Source organism: Roseovarius tolerans, assembly GCF_900109855.1.
Taxonomy (GTDB): domain Bacteria; phylum Pseudomonadota; class Alphaproteobacteria; order Rhodobacterales; family Rhodobacteraceae; genus Roseovarius; species Roseovarius tolerans.
On record NZ_FOBO01000004.1, the window covers coordinates 151,998 to 175,263 of the forward strand.

Annotated in this window: 23 protein-coding genes and 1 tRNA gene; 7 read left to right on the forward strand and 17 right to left on the reverse strand. The window is 63.0% G+C overall.

From position 1 onward, the window contains the following. Window positions 1–83 precede the first annotated feature (83 nt). A complete protein-coding gene (locus BMX04_RS05410) occupies window positions 84–1,769 on the reverse strand; it encodes a thiamine pyrophosphate-dependent enzyme (protein ID WP_074785331.1) in 1,686 nt (561 codons plus the stop codon). Window positions 1,770–1,902: 133 nt separating this feature from the next. On the opposite strand from BMX04_RS05410, the gene BMX04_RS05415 reads away from it, so the two are divergent. Continuing rightward, complete coding sequence (locus BMX04_RS05415; RefSeq protein ID WP_074785332.1) at window positions 1,903–2,346, forward strand: NUDIX domain-containing protein; 444 nt, start codon at window positions 1,903–1,905, stop codon at window positions 2,344–2,346. On the opposite strand, the gene BMX04_RS05420 is transcribed toward BMX04_RS05415, so the two are convergent. Further along, a complete protein-coding gene (locus BMX04_RS05420) occupies window positions 2,336–3,184 on the reverse strand; it encodes a DMT family transporter (protein WP_074785333.1) in 849 nt (282 codons plus the stop codon). The genes BMX04_RS05415 and BMX04_RS05420 overlap by 11 nt on opposite strands. Before the next feature lie 543 nt (window positions 3,185–3,727). Between BMX04_RS05420 and BMX04_RS05425 the strand changes: the two genes are divergently transcribed. Then, a complete protein-coding gene (locus BMX04_RS05425; RefSeq protein WP_420876398.1) occupies window positions 3,728–4,372 on the forward strand; it encodes a CE1 family esterase in 645 nt (214 codons plus the stop codon). 19 nt (window positions 4,373–4,391) lie between these two features. On the opposite strand, the gene BMX04_RS05430 is transcribed toward BMX04_RS05425, so the two are convergent. Next, window positions 4,392–5,207: a cyclase family protein gene (locus BMX04_RS05430; RefSeq protein WP_074785334.1), complete on the reverse strand. Its 816-nt coding sequence runs from the start codon at window positions 5,205–5,207 to the stop codon at window positions 4,392–4,394. A gap of 105 nt (window positions 5,208–5,312) precedes the next feature. On the opposite strand from BMX04_RS05430, the gene BMX04_RS05435 reads away from it, so the two are divergent. Together BMX04_RS05435 and BMX04_RS05440 are read left to right on the forward strand one after the other, a co-directional pair. Continuing rightward, on the forward strand, window positions 5,313–5,579 hold the full coding sequence (locus BMX04_RS05435) for a hypothetical protein (protein WP_074785335.1): 267 nt from the start codon (window positions 5,313–5,315) through the stop codon (window positions 5,577–5,579). An 11-nt stretch (window positions 5,580–5,590) separates the two neighbouring features. Next, on the forward strand, window positions 5,591–6,172 hold the full coding sequence (locus BMX04_RS05440) for a DUF1523 family protein (RefSeq protein WP_074785336.1): 582 nt from the start codon (window positions 5,591–5,593) through the stop codon (window positions 6,170–6,172). Between the two features lie 143 nt (window positions 6,173–6,315). Here the strand turns inward: BMX04_RS05440 and BMX04_RS05445 are convergent, their stop codons facing one another. The 8 genes from BMX04_RS05445 to BMX04_RS05480 all read right to left on the reverse strand — a co-directional run bounded on the left by BMX04_RS05445 (window position 6,316) and on the right by BMX04_RS05480 (window position 13,383). Further along, window positions 6,316–6,714, reverse strand: a complete 399-nt coding sequence (locus BMX04_RS05445; protein WP_074785337.1) for a Na+/H+ antiporter subunit G — start codon at window positions 6,712–6,714, stop codon at window positions 6,316–6,318. A gap of 11 nt (window positions 6,715–6,725) precedes the next feature. Beyond that, a complete protein-coding gene (locus BMX04_RS05450; RefSeq protein WP_050663755.1) occupies window positions 6,726–6,995 on the reverse strand; it encodes a K+/H+ antiporter subunit F in 270 nt (89 codons plus the stop codon). Beyond that, window positions 6,992–7,483 (reverse strand): Na+/H+ antiporter subunit E, encoded by a 492-nt coding sequence (locus BMX04_RS05455; protein WP_074785338.1) that lies wholly within the window; start codon window positions 7,481–7,483, stop codon window positions 6,992–6,994. The genes BMX04_RS05450 and BMX04_RS05455 overlap by 4 nt, the downstream gene beginning before the upstream one ends. A 14-nt stretch (window positions 7,484–7,497) precedes the next feature. Continuing rightward, the gene (locus tag BMX04_RS05460) at window positions 7,498–9,015 is read right to left on the reverse strand and encodes a monovalent cation/H+ antiporter subunit D (protein WP_074785339.1); all 1,518 of its coding nucleotides are present in this window, start codon (window positions 9,013–9,015) and stop codon (window positions 7,498–7,500) included. After that, window positions 9,012–9,365: a Na+/H+ antiporter subunit C gene (locus BMX04_RS05465; RefSeq protein ID WP_050663758.1), complete on the reverse strand. Its 354-nt coding sequence runs from the start codon at window positions 9,363–9,365 to the stop codon at window positions 9,012–9,014. Before BMX04_RS05465 ends, BMX04_RS05460 begins: the two co-directional genes overlap by 4 nt. A gap of 1 nt (window position 9,366) precedes the next feature. After that, entirely contained in the window at window positions 9,367–12,225 is a 2,859-nt protein-coding gene (locus BMX04_RS05470; protein ID WP_074785435.1) for a monovalent cation/H+ antiporter subunit A, read from the reverse strand. Between the two features lie 190 nt (window positions 12,226–12,415). Then, on the reverse strand, window positions 12,416–12,904 hold the full coding sequence (locus tag BMX04_RS05475; RefSeq protein ID WP_074785340.1) for a hypothetical protein: 489 nt from the start codon (window positions 12,902–12,904) through the stop codon (window positions 12,416–12,418). Continuing rightward, complete coding sequence (locus tag BMX04_RS05480; protein WP_074785341.1) at window positions 12,901–13,383, reverse strand: RNA pyrophosphohydrolase; 483 nt, start codon at window positions 13,381–13,383, stop codon at window positions 12,901–12,903. Before BMX04_RS05480 ends, BMX04_RS05475 begins: the two co-directional genes overlap by 4 nt. Window positions 13,384–13,517: 134 nt before the next feature. Here BMX04_RS05480 and BMX04_RS05485 point away from each other — a divergent pair, with 134 nt between their 5' ends. Then, window positions 13,518–14,153 (forward strand): glutathione S-transferase family protein, encoded by a 636-nt coding sequence (locus BMX04_RS05485; RefSeq protein ID WP_074785342.1) that lies wholly within the window; start codon window positions 13,518–13,520, stop codon window positions 14,151–14,153. Window positions 14,154–14,160: 7 nt separating this feature from the next. Here BMX04_RS05485 and BMX04_RS05490 read toward each other — a convergent pair whose 3' ends face one another. Continuing rightward, the gene (locus BMX04_RS05490) at window positions 14,161–15,384 is read right to left on the reverse strand and encodes an MFS transporter (RefSeq protein ID WP_074785343.1); all 1,224 of its coding nucleotides are present in this window, start codon (window positions 15,382–15,384) and stop codon (window positions 14,161–14,163) included. 518 nt (window positions 15,385–15,902) lie between these two features. After that, window positions 15,903–16,829 (reverse strand): LysR substrate-binding domain-containing protein, encoded by a 927-nt coding sequence (locus BMX04_RS05495; RefSeq protein WP_074785436.1) that lies wholly within the window; start codon window positions 16,827–16,829, stop codon window positions 15,903–15,905. Window positions 16,830–17,034: 205 nt separating this feature from the next. Between BMX04_RS05495 and BMX04_RS05500 the strand changes: the two genes are divergently transcribed. Then, window positions 17,035–17,478 (forward strand): cupin domain-containing protein, encoded by a 444-nt coding sequence (locus BMX04_RS05500; protein ID WP_083398087.1) that lies wholly within the window; start codon window positions 17,035–17,037, stop codon window positions 17,476–17,478. A gap of 365 nt (window positions 17,479–17,843) precedes the next feature. On the opposite strand, the gene BMX04_RS05505 is transcribed toward BMX04_RS05500, so the two are convergent. The 3 genes from BMX04_RS05505 to BMX04_RS05515 form a co-directional block, all read right to left on the reverse strand. After that, a complete protein-coding gene (locus BMX04_RS05505; protein WP_074785345.1) occupies window positions 17,844–18,401 on the reverse strand; it encodes a YceI family protein in 558 nt (185 codons plus the stop codon). A gap of 34 nt (window positions 18,402–18,435) precedes the next feature. Beyond that, window positions 18,436–19,044 carry an ImuA family protein gene (locus BMX04_RS05510; protein WP_074785346.1) on the reverse strand — a complete coding sequence of 203 codons (609 nt, stop codon included), beginning with the start codon at window positions 19,042–19,044 and terminating at the stop codon, window positions 18,436–18,438. A gap of 271 nt (window positions 19,045–19,315) precedes the next feature. Further along, a complete protein-coding gene (locus BMX04_RS05515) occupies window positions 19,316–20,320 on the reverse strand; it encodes a hypothetical protein (RefSeq protein ID WP_074785347.1) in 1,005 nt (334 codons plus the stop codon). 729 nt (window positions 20,321–21,049) lie between these two features. Between BMX04_RS05515 and BMX04_RS19020 the strand changes: the two genes are divergently transcribed. Continuing rightward, complete coding sequence (locus BMX04_RS19020; RefSeq protein WP_139194501.1) at window positions 21,050–22,462, forward strand: hypothetical protein; 1,413 nt, start codon at window positions 21,050–21,052, stop codon at window positions 22,460–22,462. Window positions 22,463–23,106: 644 nt separating this feature from the next. On the opposite strand, the gene BMX04_RS19360 is transcribed toward BMX04_RS19020, so the two are convergent. Further along, window positions 23,107–23,190 (reverse strand) — tRNA-Tyr (locus tag BMX04_RS19360). Window positions 23,191–23,266: the final 76 nt, after the last annotated feature.

Genomic DNA, 23,266 nt, shown 5'->3' on the forward strand with positions numbered 1-23,266 from the left:
CGTTGCCGCAGCGGTGCCTGTTGCATCTGGGCCCCGCGCGGTTACAGACGGTCAACTTAAGTCGGAACGCGAAGCCCGGTTCGCTACCCCTTCGCCACCTTCTCCAATCCCGCTGCGCGCATCTGGCTGAGGGTCATGCGCGGGGTCAGCGCCTCGGGCGAGATCGCGAGATCGAGCACCGCGCCGGTGGGCGAGGCACAGGCGCGGGCGAAGGCGGGGGCGAAACCTTCGGTGGTTTCGACCCGTTCGGCGTGAAAGCCGTAGGCACGGGCCAATGCTGGGAAATCCGGATTGACCATGGTGGTGCCCGAAACCCGCTCGGGGTAATTGCGTTCCTGATGGGCGCGGATGGTGCCGTAGATGCCGTTGTTGAGGATCAGGATCACCGGTTGCGCGCCTGCTTGCGCGGCGGTGGCGAGTTCCTGACAGTTCATCTGGAAATCGCCGTCGCCCGCGAAACAGACGACGCGGCGGTCGGGATGCACGATTTTGGCGGCGATGGCGGCGGGGATGCCATACCCCATCGAGCCCGATTGTGGGGCCAGGAGCCGCATCTTGGGCCCGTATTTCAGGAACCGACCCGACCAGATCGCGAAATTTCCTGCGCCGTTGGTGATGATCGCATCCTCGGGCAGCACCTCGCGCAGATGGGCGGTGACGCGGCCCATATCGACGGGGGGCGGCTGATCGGGCAGATCAAACGCGGCCTCGTAAGATTCCCGCCCCTCGGCGCGCCAGTCGGACCAGTCGCCGTGCAGGGGGCCACCCGCGTCAAGCGCGCGGATGAAGGCGTTGGCACCGGCCTGAACGCCAAGTTCCGGCTGATAGACCTTGCCCAGTTCCAGATCCGAGGCATGGACATGGATCAGGCGTTGCGCGGGCTGCGGCACGGTGAGGGCGGTATAGCCATCAGTGGAATTTTCGCCAAAGCGGTTGTTGATCGCGAGGATCACGTCGGCCCCGGCGATCAGCGCACGGACATGGGGCATCATGCCCACCCCTGCCTCGCCGCAGAAGGCGGGCGAATGGTTGTCGAACTTGTCCTGATAGCGGAAGACCGAGACGACGGGGATGTCGGAGCCTTCGGCAAAGGAGTGCAGCGCCGCGCGGCCTGCGCTCGTCCAGTTGCAGCCGCCATAGAGGATGAGCGGGCGCTTGGCCGCGCCGAGCATATCGCGGGTTCTGGCAATGGCCTCGGCGCTCGGCTCTGCCTCGGGATAGTGGCTGGGGCCGGTGAGCGGGGGCTTGGTGCTGGTTGCTGTCAGCATGTCCTCGGGCAGGGCCACGACCACCGGGCCGGGGCGGCCTGTGAGCGCGGTTTTCCACGCGCGGGCGGTGATTTCGGGGATGCGGTCCACGTCGTCGATCTCGACCGACCATTTGACCATGCTGCCGAAGACGGCGCGGTAATCGAGTTCCTGGAACGCCTCGCGCCCCTTCATGTGGGTGCCGACCTGCCCCACGAAGAGGAGCATCGGCGCGCTGTCCTGCATCGCGGTATGCACGCCGATCGAGGCATTGGTTGCCCCCGGCCCGCGCGTCACCCAAGCGATGCCGGGACGGCCCGTCAGCTTGCCATAGGCGGCGGCCATGTAGGCGGCGCCGCCTTCCTGTCGGCAGATCGTGAAATCAAGCTGGCCCGCCGTGTCGTGGAGCGCATCGAGCACCGCCAGATAGCTTTCGCCCGGCACGCCGAACGAGTGCCGCGCGCCAAGCGCGACGAGACAGTCCACCAGCAATTGCCCGCCATTGCGCGTGTCATGGGTCATGCCCGATCCTTTCCGTTGTTGCGCGCAGGCTGGCCCATCGGGCAGGGGAATGACAAGCCCCTTTCCGGGCGGCTTGCCGGGGGCATCTCGCGCGGTCATAGTCGGCCCGGTTCATGTCATGACAGGAGCGCCCATGCCCAGCCCCCGCCTTGCCGCCCGCGCCGTGATCGTCGAGGAGGGGCGGCTGTTGCTGGTCAACGCCTTTGCCGCCGCCGACAGCACGTTGTGGTGCGCGCCGGGCGGCGGGGTGGAGGCGGGCGCGTCGCTGCCCGAGAACCTGACGCGAGAGGTGCATGAGGAGACCGGGCTGGTGATCGAAGTCGGGCCGCCCTGCCTGATCAACGAGTTTCATGCGCCCGAGACCGGGTTTCACCAGGTCGAGGTGTTCTTTCGCTGCCGGGTATCGGCGGGCGCGCTGAGTGACGAATGGCGTGATCCCGAAGGTGTGGTCAGCCGCCGTCGTTGGGTGACACGCGACGACATGGCCGGGCTGCGGGTGAAGCCCGACAGCCTCGGTCGCGTCGCCTTTGCCCGGGGCATGGGGTACGACCCGCTGGAGGTGCTGGTCAGCCCTTGATGGGCAGCACCGAGATCGCGACGCCGCCCAGAACCAGCACGCTCGCGAGGATGAATTGGAGGCTCAGGCTCTCGCCCAGAAAGAGCATGCCGCCCGCCATGGCGATCACCGGCACGGTCAGTTGTGCCACTGCCGCTACCGAGGAGGCCAGCCCCGGCAGGACGCGGTACCAGAGCGCATAGCCCAGCCCCGAGGTGACCGCCCCCGAGATGATGGCGAGGATGATGCCCTCGGTTCCAAGGAGCGTGCCCTGCGGCCCGATTGGCAGGGCAAAGCCAATGAGCAGCCCGAGCGGCGCGGCAAGGATGAAATTGGCCGCCGTCGCCTGCAGCGCGTCGGTGTTGAGCCGCCCGGTCAGCGAATAGATGCCCCAGCCCACGCCTGCGGTGGCCATCATCAACCCGTGCGGCACGCTGATTTGCGGCCCGGCACCGGGCCAGAGCAGCCAGGCGAGACCGGCAAAGGCCAGCGTCGCGCCGATCCAGCGGCGGGGGGGCATCGCCTCGCGCGCGACGAGGCCCCCGGCGAACATGGTGATCTGCACCACGCCGAAGAGGATGAGCGCGCCCAAGCCCGCATCGAGCACGGTGTAGGCGGTGGAAAAGCCGTACATGTAGACCAGCAGCGCCAGCACCCCTGCCACGCGCCCCGGCCCGCGCAGGTGCAGCCCGCCGCGCAAGGCAAGACAGAGCGCGGCCAGCATCAAAGCGCCTGCGATGAGGCGGATGGTGCCGAAACTGGTGGCGTCGATGCTGCCGCCCGCGAGGGCCATGCGGTTCAGGACCGAATTGGCGGCAAAGGCGATCATGGTGAGGGCGGTGAGGAGAAAGAGGCGCATGGGGCAGGCATAGCGCAGGTCGGGCCGGGCGTATAGTCACGGCTGAGTGTGGGGTGGATTGGCCTGGAACTGTGGTTGCCGTCAGTGAGATGAGCCGCGCGGGCGACCGACCGCGGGTGGGCGCTGCAACCTTTCCGGGGCGCGCTTTATGGTGGCCAAAGACTGCAACGATTGCGCGGGTTTGCGACGTTGCAAAAGCGCCCGCCCTCGGGGGCGGTCGGGCGCTCGCGCGGCGGCGTGCAAGCACGCCTTGGTTCCGCGCTGATGGTCACAAGTCCAACGGCAGCAACAGGCCAAAATTGTCTCGGCTGACAGGCTTGTGACATGACATTTCAGGCGGCCCGGTTACCTTGGCTGCGATGTGACACGACCGGAGCCGCCATGCGCCTGATCCCGTTTCTTCTGGCCCTCCTGTAGGCCGCGCCTGCACTCGCGGGGACCGCCGATGAGGCCGCCTGTCACGCGGACATTCCCTGCCCGCTGGGGGAGCGGTCCTATCACGTCAAGGCACCCGACGATTGGGATGGCAGCTCGCCCTTGCCGGTGTTGCTGCATTTTCACGGCTGGATGCGGCAGGGCACGCTGATCGTCAAGCATGGCCGGATTTCCGGGGCCACGCGGCGGCGCGGTGTGCTGTTGCTGGCGCCCAACGGGCGGGGCAAGACATGGGATTTCTGGAGCGATCAGACCGACGACGTCGCCTTTGCCGCCGCCGTGATCGAGGATGCCGCGAAACGCTATCCCATCGACCGCAGCCGGATCTATGTCTCGGGCTATTCCTACGGCTCGGCGATGGCCTGGCGCTATGCCTGCGAGAACGGCGACGGGGTGGCGGCGCTTATCGCCGTTTCCGGCACGCTGCGCCAGTCCGAGACCTGCCCGCAGGCCCCGGCGGCGGTGCGCCATGTCCACGGCACCTCTGACAGGGTGATGGATTTCCCTTTTGGTCCCGATGGTCAGACGACATGGCCGGTCAAGCTCTGGCGTGACCGGATGGGCTGTGCCGGGCCCGGCACCGAGGCGGGGCAGTGGAGCATCACCCGGCATGACACGTTCCGTCGCACCACATGGGCCTGCGCCGAGGGGGATGTGACCCTCGATGTGCATCCGCGCGGTCATTTCATCCCGCGCGGCTGGATCGCACGGCAACTTGATGAGTTGCTCGGGCGGGCTGCGTCCTATCCCTGAGCGACGCGAGGGTGCCGGGTCAGATCAGCGCGAAGATGCGCGCCGGGCCGCCGGTGCCGCCGCGATGCTTGGGCGCGCCGATGACCACGGTCGCGCCCGCCGCCGGAACCTTGTCGAGATTGGCCATGCATTCGATGCCGAAACGCCCCGTCGGCAGCCAGGCGTAATGCGTGGCAAAGTCCGCCGAGGGCCCGTGATCGAGCGACAGCGTGTCCGAGGCGATGGAGCGCGCGCCGGTCTCTTCGATGAGCATCTGCGCGGCCTCGACGTGAAAGCCCGGATAGTGCTGCGCCTCGCCGTCGAAGCCGCGAAAGGCGTCGCTGCCGGTCTTGGCCCCCCAGCCGGAATAGAGCGCCACGCAGGCCCCGTCGGGAATGTCGCCATTGGCCGAAATCCAGGCCTTGAGATCGTCGGGGGTGAGCCGCGTATCGGCATCCTCGGCGGCGCGCGCGGCGATATCGACAACGCAGAGCGGCGCCACGAGATCACCCACCGGGATTTCATCGACCGAGGTGCCATCGGCGGAGAAATGCAGCGGCGCATCGACATGGGTGCCGGTATGTTCGTTGACCGTTAGTGTGAGCAGGTTGAAGCCATGATCGGCAAAGTTGAAATTCTGCTCGGTGGAGATGCCGGGCGCACCGAAATAGGTGGGAAAATCGGCGTCATAGCTGTGGGTCAGATCCTCGACCGTGCTATGGCCATGCGCCATCGCGGGCGATGCGCCCAAGGGCGAGAGCGCAGTGGCGGCCCCGGCCCCGGCGGCGGTGCCAAAAAAGGCGCGGCGTGACAGCATCCTGTCCTTGACCGCATTGATTACGCAGGCGTCACACATGGCATGTCCTTTCCGGTTTGCGTCCATATGGGGTGCAGCCTAGCATGATTCTGCGCTATGCAGGGGTGCGGCTTTAATCGGCGGACCGGAAAAGGGAGAGGGTGGATGCTGGCATTGATGCGATTGCTGATCTTCGGGCTGATCGCTCTGACGGCGCTCTATCTCGGGATTTCCTGGTATTCGCGGTCCGTGCGGCGCAAGAAAATGGAGCAGGATTGGCAAGAAGCGGGTCGTCCCGGCGACCGGGATGCCTATATAGAGGCCGGGATGGTGCAGTATGAGCAATCTTTGCGCAAGCGGCTGATCTGGCTGGTCTATATCATTCCGGTGACGCTGATCTGCGTCACCATCTATGTCACGAATTTCATGTAAGGGGGCCACGCATGGTCTATGTCAAATGGGTGTTCTGGGGCGTGTTCTGGACGGCGGTGATCGCCTTTCTGCACTATACGCTGCCGCAGCATGACGTGGTGCGGATCACCGACACCTACGAAAAGCGGGTCAATCCGGGCGACAATGCGCTGTTCTGGTCGAATGCCGATACCGGCGAGGATCCGACGGCGACCGAGCGCGACGTGTTCTTCATCCAGACCTTTCAGGGCAACGACAAGCCGATGATCTATCGCAACGAGGATACCGGCTGGGGCTGGCCGCCCTATTTCAAGTTCGATACTGCCAATCTGCAGGCGCAGGCGTCGGACATGATGTCCAAGAAGAATGCCGAGACCGCGCAATGGGTGGTGGTGCGTCATTACGGGTGGCGCAATGAGTTGTTCTCGATCTACCCCAATGCGGTGAGCATCCGCGCGGCCACCGGGCCGGACGAGCAGATCATACCGTGGGTCAAGATCGTGGTGCTGGTGCTGCTGGCGGCGCTTTTCTGGGCCATTCGCGTGCGCTGGATCCGGTTTCGCGAGCGCCGGATCGAGCCGGTGGTGGATGAATGGAGCGAGAGCGCCCGGTAGCGTGGTGCGAGGCGTGGCCTGATGCCGCCGCGGAGCGACGGAATTTTGAAAAAGTTCCGATCAAGAGAGTTTTGAACTTTCCTGGTCCGTGACCGGGCTTTGCGCAGATGATCTTGCGCACCGGGTCACGCATCGCCGCGCTTTCATGCGCGCGGGTTTTCTGCCGCTTGCTCTGCTTCGATGCGCTGACGTTCGGCGTCGCTTTCATAGCTGGCCCAGGGCCGGGCGGTGCCGGTCGGCGGCAGGTCGGCGGGTTTGTGCAGCAGGTGCAGGTGCGTCTTGGCGATGAAATGCCCGGTGATCGGTGCTGTCAGGAACAAGAAAAGCGTGATCATCAATTCGTGGAACGAGAAATTCCCCACGACGAAGTAGAAATAGAGCATCGAGGCGATGAGCGCGCCGCCCACCCCGAGCGTCGTCGCCTTGGTCGGCGCATGCAGGCGCATCATCGGGTCGGGCAGCTTGATCAGGCCGAACGAGCCGACCAGCCCGAAAATGCCACTGATCACCAGACAGGCGGAAATGAGGATGTCGATGAGCATGATCTTTCCCCTTATTCGATGATGTCGCCACGCAGAAGAAAGCGCGTGTAGGAGACGGTGGAGATGAAGCCAGTCATGGCGATGATCATCGAGGCCTCGAAATAGACCGTCGTGCCCTTGTGGATGCCATAGAGCGCCAGCAGCGCGATGGCGTTTACCACCATGGTGTCGAGCGCCAGAATACGGTCACCCACGGCAGGCGCGCTGATCACGCGGTAGATGTTCATCAGGAGGCCAAGGCCGAAACAGGCGAAGGCGAAATAGAGCGCGTATTCGATCATTCGAAAATCTCCTTCAGCCGGGCCTCGTAGCGGGTCTTGATCTCGTCGCGTACGACGTCAGGGTCGGGCGCGTCGAGGCAATGCACCAGCAGGCTGCGCCCGTCGGCGGCGACATCGCTCGATACCGTGCCGGGGGTCATGGTGATGGTGCCTGCCAGCACGGTGATTGCCTCTGGGGTGCGCAGCTCGAGCGGGATGGAAATCCAGGCCGGTTTGGTATTGGCATTGGTCTTGAACAGGATCACATAGGCGACCTGCACATTGGCCACGCAGATATCCCAGAGCACGACCAGCACGTATTCCACGATGCGCGGCGCGCTGCGCAGCTTGGGCCGGTTGGGCCAGTAGGGCGAGGTGATGACCGGGATGATCAGGGCCAGAATTGTGCCGAGCAGCAGGTTGCCAAGGGTCAGCTTGTTGACCAGCATTTGCCAGACCACAATCAGCGTCAGTGTGAGGAAGGGATGGGGCAGAAGTTTGCGGAGCATCGTCTTGTCCCTCCTCAGTTGGTGCCGAGCACGGCGGCGATATAGCCATCCGGTGCATGCAGTTGCGTGGCCGTGGCGTCGATATAGCCCATCATCGGACCGGCGAGGACCGAGAGCGCGATGACCGCCCCCAGCATCGCGCAGACCGCCACAATCGGCAATGCGGGTTGCGGGGCGGGGGCCTCTTGCGGGGCGTCAGCGCTCGCCGGGGCGAGTTTCCAGAACACCATGCTGCCCGCCTGTGCAAAGCCGAGCACCGCGACGAGTGAGGTGGCGAGGATCACCGCCCAGATCAGCCAGACCTCGGCCATGTCGCGCACCGCGTCGAGCACCAAGAGCTTGCCGATGAAGCCCGAGAGCGGCGGCATCCCCGCCGATGCAATCGCCGCGCCGAAGAACAGGGCCGCGATCAGCCCGTGCTGTGCCATGCGCGGGCCGGGCTGCAGCGCGCCGCCCATCTCGCCGCGCCGTTCGCGCACCAGATCGACCACGAGGAAGAGCAAGGCTGCCGCAAAGGTGGAATGCAGCATGTAATAGATCGCCGCCGCCGTCGTCTCGGGGCGGAACCCGGCGATGGCAATCAGCAGCGTGCCCATCGAGCCGATGGAGGCGAAGGCGGCGAGCCGCCCGAGGCGCTTGGCCCCGAGAACGCCGATCATCCCCGCAGCGATGGTGATGAGGGCCGCGTAGATCATCATATTGTCGATGAGTTCCGCCGTGGCCCCCAGATCGGGGCCGAAGACCAGCGTGTACATCCGCAGGATCGCATAGGCGCCGACCTTGGTCATGATCGCAAAGAGCGCGGCCACCGGGGCCGGGGCCTCGGCATAGGTTTCGGGCAGCCAGAAATGCAGCGGCAGAAGGGCGGCCTTGATCGCGAAGACTAGAAACAGCAGCATCGCGCCGACACGCAAAAGCGCGCTGTCCTCGACCGGGATTTCCGCCGCACGCACTGCCAGATCGGCCATGTTGAGCGTGCCGGTCACCGCGTAAAGCGTGCCGAGCGCAAAGAGAAAGAGGGTAGAGCCAAGCAGGTTGTAGATGACGTATTGCACCCCCGCCTTGAGCCGGCGCGCCCCGCCTGCGTGGATCATCAGCCCGTAGGAGGCGATCAGCAGAACCTCGAAGAACACGAAGAGGTTGAAGGCGTCGCCGGTCAGGAAGGCGCCGAAAATGCCCATCAGCTGAAACTGGAACAGCGGATGGAAATTGTTGCCGCGCTGATCCCAGCCCGAGCCGATGGCATAGAGCAGCACCAGCCCGGCGAGCACTGCCGTCAGCAACACCATCAGCGCCGACAGGCGATCCAGCACCAGAACGATGCCGAAGGGGGCAGGCCAGTTGCCCAGTTCATAGACCTCGATGGCACCCGTGGACGCATGCAGCGTCAGGCCAAGCGCCACCGCCAGCACCGCCACCACGCCCGCCAGCGAGAACACCCGCTGCAAGAGCGGATGGTGACGCATGGTCAGGGTGAGCACCGCCGCGAGCACCGCCGGAAGAAGAACAGGGGCGATAATCCAGTGGTTCATGCCTTATTCTCCTGATCGGGCGCGGCGCTGTCGTCCATGTTCACGCTGTCCTCGCGGCCCGAGAGGTAGGCCCCGAGGGCCAGCATCACCACCACCGCCGTCATCCCGAAGGAGATCACGATGGCCGTGAGCACCAGCGCCTGCGGCAGCGGGTCGGTATAGGTCTCGACCCCCTTGCGCAGCACCGGGGGAAGGTTGATCGCCAGCCGCCCCGCGCCGAAGAGAAAGAGATTGACCGCGTAGGTCAGCAGCGAGATCCCGATGATCACCGGAAAGCTGCGCAGGCGCAGCACGAGGTAGATACCGGCGGCGGTGAGAAGCCCGATGGCTGTTGCGAACAGAAGTTCCATGTCAGGCCTCTCCCTCTTTCGGTGCGTCTTCGCGCGCCGGGTTGATATCCATCGGGAAGACGTTGACGGTCTCGCCCGAGCGGCGTGCCATGCTCGACAGGCTGTTGAGCGCGAGCATCACCGCGCCCACCACCGTCAGGAACACGCCCACGTCAAAGGCCATGGCGGTGGCCCATTCGAATTCCTCGATGGGCGGGAAATGCAGATAGCCGTAATCCGAGGTCAGGAAGGGCCGCCCGTTGAGCCAGGCGCCGATGCCGGTCACGCTGGCGATCAGCACGCCAAAGCCGATGGTGGCGTGATAGGTCACGCGCTGGCGGTCCTCGGCCCAGGCAAAGCCCGAGGCCATGTATTGCATCAGGAACGCGATGGCGACGATCAGACCGGCGATGAAGCCGCCGCCCGGCTCGTTATGGCCGCGCAGGAAGATGAAGGCCCCGACCATCAGCGCAATCGGCATCATCACGCGGGTCGCGACCACCATCATCAGCGGGTGCCGGTCGCCCGCCTCGGCGTAGCGATGCGCATCCCAATTGGCGAGCCAACGGCCGCCCGGCCCCTTGAGCACGGTCTCGGTCAGCGCGTAGATCACCAACGCCGCGATGCCCAGAACGATGATCTCGCCATAGGTGTCAAAGCCCCGGAAATCCACGAGGATCACGTTGACCACGTTGGTGCCGCCGCCGCCCTTGTAGGAGTTGGCGAGGTGGAAGGCCGAGATGCTCTCCTGTGCAAAATCACGCACGAGGATGGCATAGGTGAGGCCGGTGACGGCCACGCCACCGACGATGGCGATGCCTGCGTCACGCAGGCGGCGCGCCGGGCTGCTCTCGGCAGGTGTCTCGCGCGGCAGGAAGTTAAGCGCCAGCAGGAGCAGGATGATCGTCACCACCTCGACCGATATCTGCGTCAGCGCCAGATCGGGGGCGGAGAAGTAGACGAAGCCGAGCGACACCATCAGCCCGACGATCCCCATCAGCACCAGCGCGAGGAAGCGGTTGCGGTGGAAGGCCACGAGACAGATCGTCGCCAGCACCAGCAACAGCCAGCCAATGGCTGGAATGATGGTGATCGGCAGCGCCTCGCGCGTCGGGCCGAGCGCGCTGCCGCCGGACCATGCCAAGGCCCCGGCGGCGATGACCGCGACGGCGAACACGGCGGCGTTGCGCGTCAGCGCGCCGTTGTGGATGCCATCGGTCAGCGCGTTGGACAGGGATGTGGCGGCGCGGGTCACGGCGTCGAACATCACCTTGGCCTCGGGGCGCGGCGTGGCGTTCCACAGGCGCATCAGCGGGCCATGCAGCGCCAGCAGTAGCGCGCCGCCCAGAACCGCGATCACCGACATCCAGAAGGCGGGCACCAGCCCGTGCCAGTGGTAGATTTTCACATAAGGATCCGCCTGCGTCACCGCCTGTGCCGTCACCTTCACCAGATCGCCCGCGAAGGTCATCGGCATGAAGCCAATCAGGATGACCAACACCGTCAGGAAGGCCGGGGCTGCCCACATGCCGAAACCGGGATCATGCGGCTTGGCGGGGTAATCGCTGCGTTCCTTGCCCAAAAACACATGCGCGATGTAGCGGAACGAATAGGCCACCGAGAAAAGCGCGCCGAGCGTCGCAACCGCGCCCATCAGCCAATGCGGCCCGATCCAGTGGGTATGCGCCACCTCTTCCAGCATCATTTCCTTGGAGAGGAACCCGTTGAGCGGCGGAATGCCCGCCATGGAGAGCGCCGCGATGGTGGCGATGGTGAAGGTGATCGGCATCAGGTGCCGCAACCCGCCAAGCCGTTTGATATCGCGGGTATGCGCCTCGTGGTCGATAATGCCCGCGGTCATGAAGAGCGCGGCCTTGAAGGCGGCGTGGTTGATGATGTGGAACACCGCCACGACAGCCGCCGCCTTGGTGCCAAGGCCAAGGAGCATGGTGATCAGGCCTAGGTGGCTGACCGTCGAGAACGCGAGCAGCGCCTTGAGATCGTCCTTGAAGAGCGCGATCTTGGCCGCCATCACCATGGTGATGAGGCCGGTCGAGGCCACGATCCAGAACCATTCCGGCGTGCCCGCCAGCACCGGCCACATCCGCGCCATCAGAAAGAGCCCTGCCTTCACCATCGTGGCCGAGTGCAGGTAGGCCGAGACGGGGGTGGGCGCGGCCATGGCGTGCGGCAGCCAGAAGTGGAACGGGAACTGTGCCGATTTGGTGAAACAGCCCAAGAGGATCAGGATCAGCGCGGGCAGGTAGAGCGGGCTGGCCTGAATCGCCTCTTTCTGCGTCAAGATCACGCTCAGGTCATAGCTGCCTGCGATATTGCCAAGGATCAGCATGCCCCCGATCATCGCAAGACCGCCGAGGCCGGTGACGGTCAGCGCCATGCGCGCGCCCTGCCGCCCCTCGGGCAGATGCTTCCAATAGCCGATCAGCAGGAAGGACGAGAGCGAGGTCAGCTCCCAGAAGACCAGCAAAAGCAGGATGTTGTCGCTGAGGACGATCCCCACCATCGCGCCCTGAAAGAGTAGCAGATAGGTGTAGAACTGCCCCATCGGGTCCTCTCGCGAGAGGTAGAACCGCGCGTAGAGGATGATCAACAGGCCGATACCGAGGATCAGCCCGGCAAAGAGCAGCCCCAGCCCGTCGAGCATGAAATTGACGTTGAGGCCAAGCGAAGGTAGCCAGTCGATGCCAAAGGTCAGAACCTCGCCACGCATCACGGCGGGGGCGCAGAGCAGCAGCAGGATCAAGGCGAGGATCGTGGCAGACGCGGTGAAGGCAGCGCAGGTGTTGCGGCCCGCCTGGATCATCAAACCCGGAAAGAGCGCGCCCAAGAATGGCAATGCCGCGATGATCGGCAAATAGATTGCGGCACTGTCCATGCGTGTCCTGCCCCCTGTCCCGTCCCTGTGGCCCGGTTTGCACTGCCCCCATCACTGGGCACAGGCCAAGCCATCTCGATTAACCATCGGTAATATATTGATGCCCTTGCCCGCAACAACCCGAATCCGGTCGATTTCAGGTTTATGCGTTGCAAAACGCATGCCGACTGCGTGGTCAGGGGCTTTGAGGATCGCATCGCCCGCCGCTGTAACAGGTCTCCACCCGGCGCAGGGTTTCCGGCGTGGGGTCGGCAAAGCCCATGCCGCCGCAGGGGTCGAGCGCGAGCAGGTAACCGCTCTGCGTGCGTTGCAGAAAGGCGAGATAGGAGGTGCCGGGGATGGCGCCCGCGCACCACGGCCCGAAACACTGTGCATCGAGGGTTATGGCGCGATCAAACGGCAGGTCGAATCCGGTTTTGGTGAGGGCCTGCCCGGTCATACGCGCCGGGATCAGGGTATGCGGCGGGCTCGCCGCCTGATCCTGCCAGTCTGTGCGCGGCAGGGCGTCGGCGTCGAACTCCAGCCGGGCATGCACCACGATGTAGGCCTCTTCCGCCTCGGCGACCTGCTGATAGGTCCGGGCCACATCAGGCGGCAGGCAGGTCAGCGCGAGCGCCGGGGCCGTGAGCGTGCAAAGCAGGGTGAAGAGCGCGACGCGGATCACAGGAGCGCCTCGAATTCATCGAGCACCGACGTGTAGACCGCGCGTTTGAACGGCACGATATTCGCCACCAAATCAGCGGGCGGCAACCAGCGCCATTCGGAAAATTCCGGGTGATCTGTGGCGATGTTCACATCCGTGTCCTGCCCCAGAAACCGCATCAGCACCCATTTTTGCTGTTGCCCCCGATAGCGCCCCTTCCAGATGCGCGGCACGAGGTCATGCGGCAGATCGTAGTAAAGCCATCCCTCGGCCTCGGCCTCGATCCGGACCTTGTCGGCGGGGATGCCGGTCTCTTCCCAGAGTTCGCGCAGCGCGGCCTGTTGCGGGGTCTCACCGGGGTCAATGCCGCCCTGTGGCATCTGCCAGGCGGGCGCGTCATTGTCGATGCGCTGCCCGACAAAGACATGGCCCGCGCGGTTCACGAGCATCACGCCGACACAGGCGCGGTAGGGCAGTTTGGCGATCTCTTCGGGGGTCATGGCGGGCCTTTCCTGAGCGCGCAAACCCTGCTTTGTCCTGCGCGGCGCGTCAAGCGGGCAGAGCGTCGGAGTTGACATTCACGGCACGCAAGACACCCTTTTCCGGGAAAAACGCCGCAGGAGGAAAAAGACCAATGGCTGACAAACCCGTGCTTTATGGCTTCGATGGATCGACCTATGTGCGCACGGTGCGCATGGTGCTGGCCGACAAGGGCATCGACTACGACCAGGTGCCGGTCAATGTGCTGGAAGGCGAGCCGCGCCAGCCCGAGCATCTGGCGCGCCATCCGTTCGGCAAGGTGCCGGTGCTGGATATCGAAGGGCTGCGCATCCGCGAGACCGATGCGATCTGCCGGTATCTGGAGGATATCGCGCCCGAACCGGCGCTGACACCCAAGGATGCCAAGGCCCGCGCGCGGATGAACGAGGCGATCGGGCTGATCGGCAGCTATGGCTACGGTGCCCTCGTCGGTGTGGCGGGCTATCATCTGTTTCCCGATCTTATCGGCGGGCAGGACGAGGACGCGCGCAAGCAGGCGATCGCCGACTCCAAGACGTTGTTGCACCTGTTGATGGACAACGGCGACGGGGCGAAGTGGCTGGCGGGTGATGCGCCGACGCTGGCCGATTACTTTCTCGGGCCAATCCTGTTCTATGTTTCGCTCACGCCGGACGCCGACGCGGTGATGAGCGTACCGGGCGTGAAGGCGTGGTTCGAGGCGATGCAAGACCTTGAAACTTTTGCCAAAACCGAGCCCGATCTGGGCTAGGGCCGGGTCAGTCGCGTTCGCGGCTGCGCCCGGTCAGGCGACCGATCAGGAAAGACGTGCGCGGCGACCAGATATAGGCCGTGCGGGTCTCGGCGCCGGGGCGGGCACGCATGCGGATCAGGCCGAAAATCACCAGCACGGCATGGCCTGCGGCGATCATCACGAACATCGCGGCGGGGCCGTAAACTTCGATCAGGGTGGAGGCCATGAGGGGGGCGGCGATGGCGCCGACGGCGAAGAAGAACATCAGCGCTGCCGACAGCTCCACCCGCTCGGAGGCGTCGGCGAAATCATGGGCGTGGGCGGCGCTGACCGAGTAGATCGGAAAGGTGGTCATGCCGAAGAAGAACGCCGTCATCAGGATGCCGAAGGTCTCGAGGTTGTGGGTCATCGCGGTGGTGAGGCTCGACAGGATCGCGGCGAGCGAGAGGCCGATCAGAACCCACCGGCGATCATAGCGGTCGGCGAGCCAGCCGACGGGGTATTGCGCGACCGCGCCGCCCAGCACGAACACCGCCAGAAAGCCCGCGATCTGATCGACGGCGAGGCCGACCTGACCGCCGTAGAGCGGCCCCACCATGCGGAAGGAGGCCGAGGAGAGCGCGGCCACCAGAACGCCTGCGGCGGCGAGCGGTGAGCAGGCGATCAGGAGCAACGGGCGCAGGCGCGGGGCGGCGGGGGTTTCGGGCTCTCTGAGGCGCGACAGGGTGAGCGGCAGAAGGGCCGCGCAGCACAAGAGGGCCAGCAGGTTGTAGGAGACGTAAGACGCTGGGGCCAATACGGAAATCAGCATTTGCGCGGCCAATGAGGCCCCCATGTCGACCACCCGGTAGACGCCCATGGTGCGGCCCCGGGTCTGGTTGGTGACCTTGGCCTGCAACCATGCCTCGATCACCGTGTAACAGCCCGCCACGCAGAGGCCCGAGGCGACCCGCATCAGCGACCAGGCATAGGGGTCGATCACCAGCATATGGGCCAAAAGACCGATCGCGCCCATGGCGGTGAAGGCGGCGAATGCGCGGCTGTGACCGATCGAACCCATGAGGCGCGGGGCGACCCAGCAGCCGATGAAAAACCCCACGAAATGGGCCGATCCGAGCAGGCCGATCTGGGCTGTGGAGAAGTCGAGGGCAAGGCCCGAGAGGGCATCGAGCGGGCCTACTCCGCCGGTGGAAAGCTGGAGCAGAATGACCGACAGGAAGAGGGCCGCGAAGGAAATCATCAGGCGCATGGTGGGGCCAGAATGGCAGGATGCGGGGGGCGGGGCCACCTGTTTTCGACATGCCGGTGTCGGTTTCGGGCCAGGGGCCGCGAATCACGGTTAACGCCTAGAAATTTCTGCGTTTTGCGGGGCTGTATCGCGTCGGTATCGCGTCGGTATTCCGTCGGTGCGGATTTCGGTGGGTGGTGGGATTAATGGGGCGTGCGGTGGGGAAGGGCGCGCCCGGTCTGTCTAGTGGTTCAGCTAGGGTGCGTGGCGGCTTTGCGCAGGGAGCGGGCTTTGCAAAGTTGTGGCTGAACCAAGATAGCCGACCTTCGAGCCATGTGCGGCGAATGCCAGTAGTGAGCCCATTTTGGCTGAGTTGGAGGTGCCGACCTTGCAGGCGCAACGGCGAAGGAACCGGCATGCCCGATAAAAACCGGCCCTCTGCTGACCTTCATTCCAACCGTATTGCTTGTCCGGTCTCCCTCGCAAGCGGGGCTGGGTGGAAATCCATGCTTGCAACGAGGTGCGCTATGAGAACGACATCACTCTTGACTGGCAAGTGAACTTGCCAAGTCGCGCCGCGCCGATACACCATCGGCCTGCACCTGCGCGTGCAGCCAATCCGAGAACTCCCGAACCATAGGATCGTTCTTGCGCGCCACCGAATAGGCGACCGAGTAGATCACGAAGGGCATTGTCACTGTATCGAAGAGGCGAACGAGTGTTCCATTTTCGAGTGTGCCCCGAACCACCGCATCGTAGGCAAGCGCCACGCCCTGTCCCATTTCCGCCGCTGTCGTGGCCAGTTCGCAATTTGGAAATGTAGGACCTTTTGGAAAGGCGGGTGGCGCAATCTCGGCGGCCTCGAACCATTCCTCCCAGGCGTCCATGGTCTCGTCATGCATCAAGGTGGTGCGACGAAGGTCTTGCGGTTCCCGAAGCTTCTCGCGCTCTTTTAGAGCCGGGCTTGCAACCGGATAGCGCGCAGATTGCATCAGCGGCTCGGTAACCACACCCGGGATATGTGCGTCCGCCCACTGGATCACCACGTCGGCACCATTTGAAGCGAAATCGGTTGAGGGTGCTCCGTTCGACACTGAAATGCGCACCCGGTCGCCGAAGGCAAGTTGTCTCAGTCGAGGCACGAGCCAGCGGGCCGCGAAACCGGGCGTGCAATGGACCCGGAATGGTTTTTGGCCCGCCTCTTTCACCGAGCGCGTGGTCTCGTCGAAAAGGTCCAAAAGCGCAGTCAGTTTACGCGCGTAGGCTCGACCGGTGAGCGTCAACTCTACCCTGTTGCCGGACCGAGTGAATAAAGCGGTATCGAGATAGTTCTCCAATGCCCGGATTTGGTGACTGACCGCCGATGCGGTCAGGCAAAGCTCTTGCGCGGCGTCCTTGATGCTGCCTTTCCGGGCTGCAGCCTCGAACGCGCGCACAGCGGCGAGTGGTGGCAATTTCCGGGTCATCATGTCTCTCCCCAAGCGACCGAGTTATCAGCCTGACTGAGCGTAGTATCGCACAGAGCCCCACTCCGCTCAAAACACGGGGCGAATGCGAGCTATAGACTGAAAGAAATTCAGCCTGCCGTGAAAAACCATCATTTGAGGCAAATCTCTGATCCGACTAGCATTTTCTCAGTTCGAGACGTTCATTTCAGATGGAGAAAAAGAGATGGCAAAGTGCACAGCCCCCCCGATCTTCACTAACGGATTGACGCAATATGCCGCCGTTGCGCTAGTTTCAGTTGCGTTATCAACCACGCTTTCACAGGCTGATGCGCATTTCCCGACCGAGCATGCCGGTCTGCAGGTCGAGCAACTTGCGGTCGTCCCGTCGGAATCGATGGAGCGGCAATTGGGGCTTGAAGGGCGTATCCTGCTGGCTCGGCGCATCACCATCGAGCCCGGCGGTCAGATTGCGCGGCATGGGCACGAAAGCGTACCTGGCATCGTGTTCATGGAAAGCGGCGCGTGGACGGAAGGCACCGCAGACGGCGAAATCGTCCATTCGGCTGGTGAGGCCTTTATTGAAGATGCAGATACCACGCATTGGTTCTACAACCGGGGCGACGCTCCGGCCTCCGCGCTGGTTTTCGACATCAAGCCAGACAATTGATCGCAAGCAGGACAGATACCGAAATGGCGTAATCGGTTTCGCCTGCAGGTTCCGGGAAGTCAGATTGTTACGCATTGCCCGCGTTTGTGCGTGAGGCAGCGAAGGGCCGCTTCCCGCACCACCTCCGGATGCCCTGCGCGGGCGCGGCGGAGATCGAGTCCCCACGGAGAGCGGCAGTTTTTTCAACTTGAAATCAGTCACGGCCAACACTTTTAACGCCTACTTTCATCGGCCCTAGCCCCTCAGTACATGACCGCTTTGGGCTGAAAGCTATCATCAAGGGCATCTGCGAGACTCACGCCATCGCCGATATCTCCCGCCCGGCAGGCGCTGCCCTCGTTTCTCTGCCTGACCGGGAGTGCCCCCTACCTCTCAATCCTAGCTACGATCTGCAGGTCGATCACCGGTCCCACGAGGTCGGCAAAGCCGGAGGCACCGAAATCACGGCGGTCGATCTGGCCTGTCAGCAATATGGTGAGGTGGTCGAGGTCGCGGGCCTCGGTGCCGCGCTGGCGGTAGAGGCCGGCGTCGAGGGTGATCGGGCGGGTCATGCCGCGCAGGGTGACGCGGCCTTCGATCCGGGCGGCCTGCAGGGTGCCGGTGATGCGGGTGGAGCGGAAGGTGATCAACGGGTGGCGCGCGGTGTCGAGTACCTGCGGCCCGCGCATCGCCTCGGTCGCGAAGAAAACGCCCGCGCGGGCCGCGCTCGCGTCGAGCGTGACGGAGACGCGGCTGGCGGAGGGATTGGCAAGGTCGATCCACATCTCGGCCGCGCGCACCGGCATGGTGCCCGCCGTTTCCGCCTGCCCCAGCCGGTAGGTGAAGCCCACCGAGGAGCGTGCGGTGTCGAGCCGGTAGGCCTCGGGTGCGGCGGCGGCCTGTGTGGCGATCAGGCAAAGGGCGAGGGCGAGGCGGCGGATCATGCCTTGGTATACGCGCGGCGGCGGGGGGCGGATGTCACGTTTGCTTGAGCGCCCATGCGCCGGGGTGTCCGCTCAGGTGCCATGCGGCGGGCGGCGCGGCGCGGGCGCGGCGGCGTTCCAGATGCCAGCGGTCGGTGTCGAGGTCATGCGCGGGGGCCATGTGCCAGCGGCTCTCGACCCCCGGCGCGCCGCCGTCGCCCGGTGTCAGGATCAGGCCGAGGGGGCGGTAGTGACCGCGCGCCGCACCTTCCTCGGCGGCGAGATGCAGGCGGCGCACCGGGGTGAGGCCGGGCGGGCCCGGCAGGTCGGCGATGACGAGGGGGGTGGCACCGCTGCGCAGCGCCTCTTCCATGCACCAGAGCAGATCCTCGCGGCGTTGCGGGGTGGCGAAGAGCAGGCGCTCGGGGCCGTTGTCGGGGCCGGTGAGGGGGCAGGCGCCTTCGGGGTTGAGGCGGTCAGGACCCCAGGCGGGCGCGATCCAGAGCACCGGGCCGCGCGTGGCCCCGACGAGCAGCGTGGCGAGGCTGTGGCGGGCGGGGCCGCAGCCCTCGTGCAGGCGGGCCTCGGTGAAGGGCAGCGCGCCGAGGAGGCGCAGGGCCGGGCGCGGGCGGTGGTGCTGGCGGGTGAGGAGCGGGGCCGTCATGGGGGAGAGTGTAGTATGTTCGCGGAATGTTCTCAAGTTGGGGGTGTGAGCTGCCGTTGCCGCCCTCCGCGCGAGACGCACCGAAGGTGCCGCGCGATCGCCGGGCCGTCCTGCGGCCTGGCGATATGATAGGGAGCGCTGCGTGTTGAGTTTAGAATGACTTGTCTGGCATAAAGTGCGGGCATTCGGCGTCGCATCGCCAGTCCCCGGCCCTGCGACCGCGCGGCATCTTCTACGGATCAGTAATGTCTGCTCAACGCCAACCCCCGCCCTAGCGCATCCAGAAGCCGTTGCGCTTGATCATGTTGCGGATCGCCTGTTCGCGGCGGGGCAGGTTGTCCTGATCGAAGAGCGCGCGCACCTTGGCGCCGCGCCCCTGGTAGATCATCCGCTTGATGGCGTCGTATTCCTTGAGCGCCTTCTTGGTCCGGTGCGGGGCGGTCACCTCTTCCAGCACGGCGATGACGTGATCGCTCTCGCGGGCATAGAGCAGGGGCAGGGTGCGGTAATGGCAGGTGATGTCGCCGTCGAGCAGCCCCTCGGGCAGGGTGTAGCGGCCGCCGCCAAGGGCGTGGATCACCAGCGGCAGCGCCACCTGATCGAGCCACGGATTGAGCGACTGGCACACCAGTTCGGGGGGGGCGTCGTCGCGGATGGCGAGGGCATAGTCGAGGAAGCGCTGCCCGAAGACCTGCGGGCAGGTGTAGAAGAAGAACCCCGCGTTGAAGTAGAGATAGCGCTTCCAGTATTCGTCGGGCTGGGAGAGGTCGAGCGAGGTTTCGAAATCGAGGCCGAACTTGTCGTAGAGCGATTTCCAGATCTGCGTGTAGCCGGGGCCGTAAAGTTCCGGCTCGGGCCAGGTGCCGCTGCGGCGCAGCGAGGCGGTGGGCCGGGTGAAATCGAAGGGCACCCGGCTCAGGTCGCCGGTGATCAGCGTGTCGGTGTCGAAGAACACGAAGGGCGCGCCCTCGGGCAGGGCGAAAAGCGCCTCGATCTTGTTGCCATAGGGGTAGGCATGGCCGAAATGACGGCTCTCGAAGGGCAGGATCTCGGCCCCCAGATCGTCGAGCCGGGCGCGGATTTCGGCGCTTTTCATGCGGGGATCATTGGGCCAGAGCGGGCCCGGTTGCGGCTCTGCTATGAGGAGCCGCCCGGCAAATTCCGGGGACATGGCGCGCAATGATGCGGCGAAGATCAGCGCCTCGTATTCGAGCCGTCCGCCCTGAGCGACGATCACGATGTTGAAATCTGCCTGTTGCGTGCCGCGTTCGGCCATGCCCGTGCCCCTGCGTTTTGCGCCGCAGTATAGGCGGTTTACGGGACGAGCCAAAAGGGGGAAAGTGGTGGGCGACCTAGTGAAAGTCGCCTTGCTTTTTCAGCCACTTAACCTTTCCCACCTACTTCTTGTCTACGTTGTATTAACTATTTAGCTAACAATTATGCGTTCACCTGAAAAAAGGTAGACACCTTTTCCACGCATTTCTTTTCCTGTAGGGCTGGGCCTTCAAGTTTGTTTTCCGCAATTACGTGGACGTCTACATTTCGCACCAAGCATCAAAGATATTCGCGCGATTCTTTTAGCCCTAATTCATGTCACCCCCGCAGATATCCGCCCAACCTTTTTAAACGATAGCTGATCGAATGCCGCAAAGTCCACGAAGTTCTACGTCTTACCATTCAGAGCCGATGGTAATCCTCCCATTTTTAACGAAAGCTTTTCGTAGGGTGTAACATGTATCGGGCCATCGGCACGAAGGGCGGATTGCGGACATTCAGGGCATTAGCGAATATTGACCTCATCCCCAGGAAAGCTGACGTTCAAGACAGCTTGATTTAGAGCCAAGGTGCAGAGATCGATGCCGCGCATCACTAGATGAGTGTTGCTAGGGCAAAAAGACTAAGCGAGGGCCGTGATTTGGGAAGATTCTCAAACGAGAAGCGAGCGTACTGGGAGCGGAGACTCCATGATCTTCTCCGGCCTTTGCCGGTTGAAGATATTATGATTATGAGCTGGGCTATCGAAGCGATGCGAGACGGGCGCGAGAAAGTGGCGCGCCGTCGTCTTGAGATGCCAGGCGTTCCGGTTGATCATGAAGTTGGCGGCAAATTTTTCGTGCCGCCTTGGTCAATCGACGCCATTCTCCGTGAAAAACTTTCTCTTGGGCCTGCAGAGCAAAACGCGAAACGCCTAAACCTGAAATCCTGGAATGGTGCGGCCAAACTGCTCGACGTGTATTCATCATTATCCAACACGGAGAGCGTCATGGATTACTCGCCGAGCGATGTTTTGGCCGCGATGCCACGTTTGTTCTGGCCACAATATGATTGGCAGCTTGGCACGTCGAATATGTTTCGCGTTGGACGTGCGTGGCATGTGTACGCAACAGACGACGGTAAGGCTGCCTTTTACGCAAAGTACGGCATCGATCTGGAACTTTTTTTGAAAGTTGGTTTTGGGATTTATGCCGGAAGTGCTGAACACCCAGCGATACGTCCCAGCTATCTTACAACGCTCGGCATTACTAAAGCGCAAGTGCATCAAGTGCGACAGGTCATCGGCGATACAATCAAAGGACATCATGAATGGGCAAGGAGCACGGGCAATCCTGACGTTCCACGTGATTTCCTCCGTAGTGTCACAAAAGAAAAGCCGCTTTTTGAAGTATCTGATACTGAGGGGCCAGCATATTTCGTTCCTTCTCGATCCAATCTTATGCTTCGTATTACCGACGGGCTTTACTACGATATCGTGTCCGACCCCGACGCGAGACGTCGGTCTGGGGAAGCATTTGAAAATCTCTGCTTGGAACTTGTAAGGCACTATGCTGGGGCGACCATATCCATTGAGCCTGAACGGAAAACTACATACGGCATGAGTGCGGATATTCTTGTTGAAGACAAAGAAACTTCGAAAGGTCTTATTGTTGAGTGTAAAATTCGTCGAATCCCGCAACGGGTGTTGACGTCACCTGACCCATTCGAAGACTGTGCCGATGCATTTACTGATGTTGTAAAGGGCATCGTTCAGGTGTGGCGGACATCCCATGAGCTCTATAGCGCATCACCTATGAACATGGCTGGCGTTGTGCTGCAATACGACCCGTGGACAATTTTGGGCAATGTCTTCGTCAGCAAATTGTTTAAGTCCGCCCATGAAAAAGCGAATGCTCTGCACATACCTATCAGCGATCGCATCCCTGTGGCCTTGGTCGGTTACGCTGATTTCGAATTTATTCTAAGAGATTACGCATACTCAGATATATTTGAAGCCGTGTGTGAGTGGGACAGCGAAAAATTCCACGGTTGGGAGCTCGTCGGTGTTCTAAGAGCAAACAAAAAAGCAAAGAGTCCGAAATCAGCATTTGACTATGGAACGGTTGTCAGGGCAGCAGTTCCCTGGTGGAGTGAAATCTTCTAACGCGCGGATGTTTAATCGCGAAATGGCTATTTTCGCCTGAGATCGAATTCACCTAACACGCAAATTCGGAATCACAACGAATGTCTCCTTCGGCGTGCCGCAGCGCGGGATCAGTGGCCGCAACTGAACGGTTGCTGAGGGGCGAACGCGTCCCGGAGGGCGACTACAGGTTGCACTACATGCGCAGTGCCGCCATTCGAGCGAGAGGCAGCGTTTCCAACATGGGCTTGATGTAGCCTTGTGACGGTTGTTTTCGGATGAGCGGTTCGCAGGTCTAAGTCGTCAAACGCAGCAAGGGAGTGTCGAGGAAAACTACTTGCGAAAATCTTGTTGATGGAACCATACCAAGAACACCCATCTCTGATATGGTTACGTGTTTTGTAAACGTACTAGGGGCTTTGAACTCTACTTTCGAGCCACTCAACTTCGATTGAAGTTGTAACCCATGTCTGGTTCGATTCTTCGTTTCCGAAAATCCGGTAGACGAAGGTAGACGGAACCGCCCGTCTACTTTTTTCCACCGGTAGCTAAACCCTCAACCGGAGCAGAAATCCACTGAAAAGTGACAAACATGGGGTAAGCCATTGATTTTTGGTCGCGAAAGCGCGCCAAAATATCAACCAAAAGGTGGTAAGTGAGATTATTGGTGGGCGACCTAGGAATCGAACCTAGCGTGCGTCTCCGCGAGGGAGTTACAGTCCCCTGCCACACCTTGCGGCCTGTCGCCCACTTGCCCGGTGCGCAGCACCTGACGTTGCCCGGTGCTGAGCACCTGACGTGGAGGGCTGATTACTAGCGGCCTGC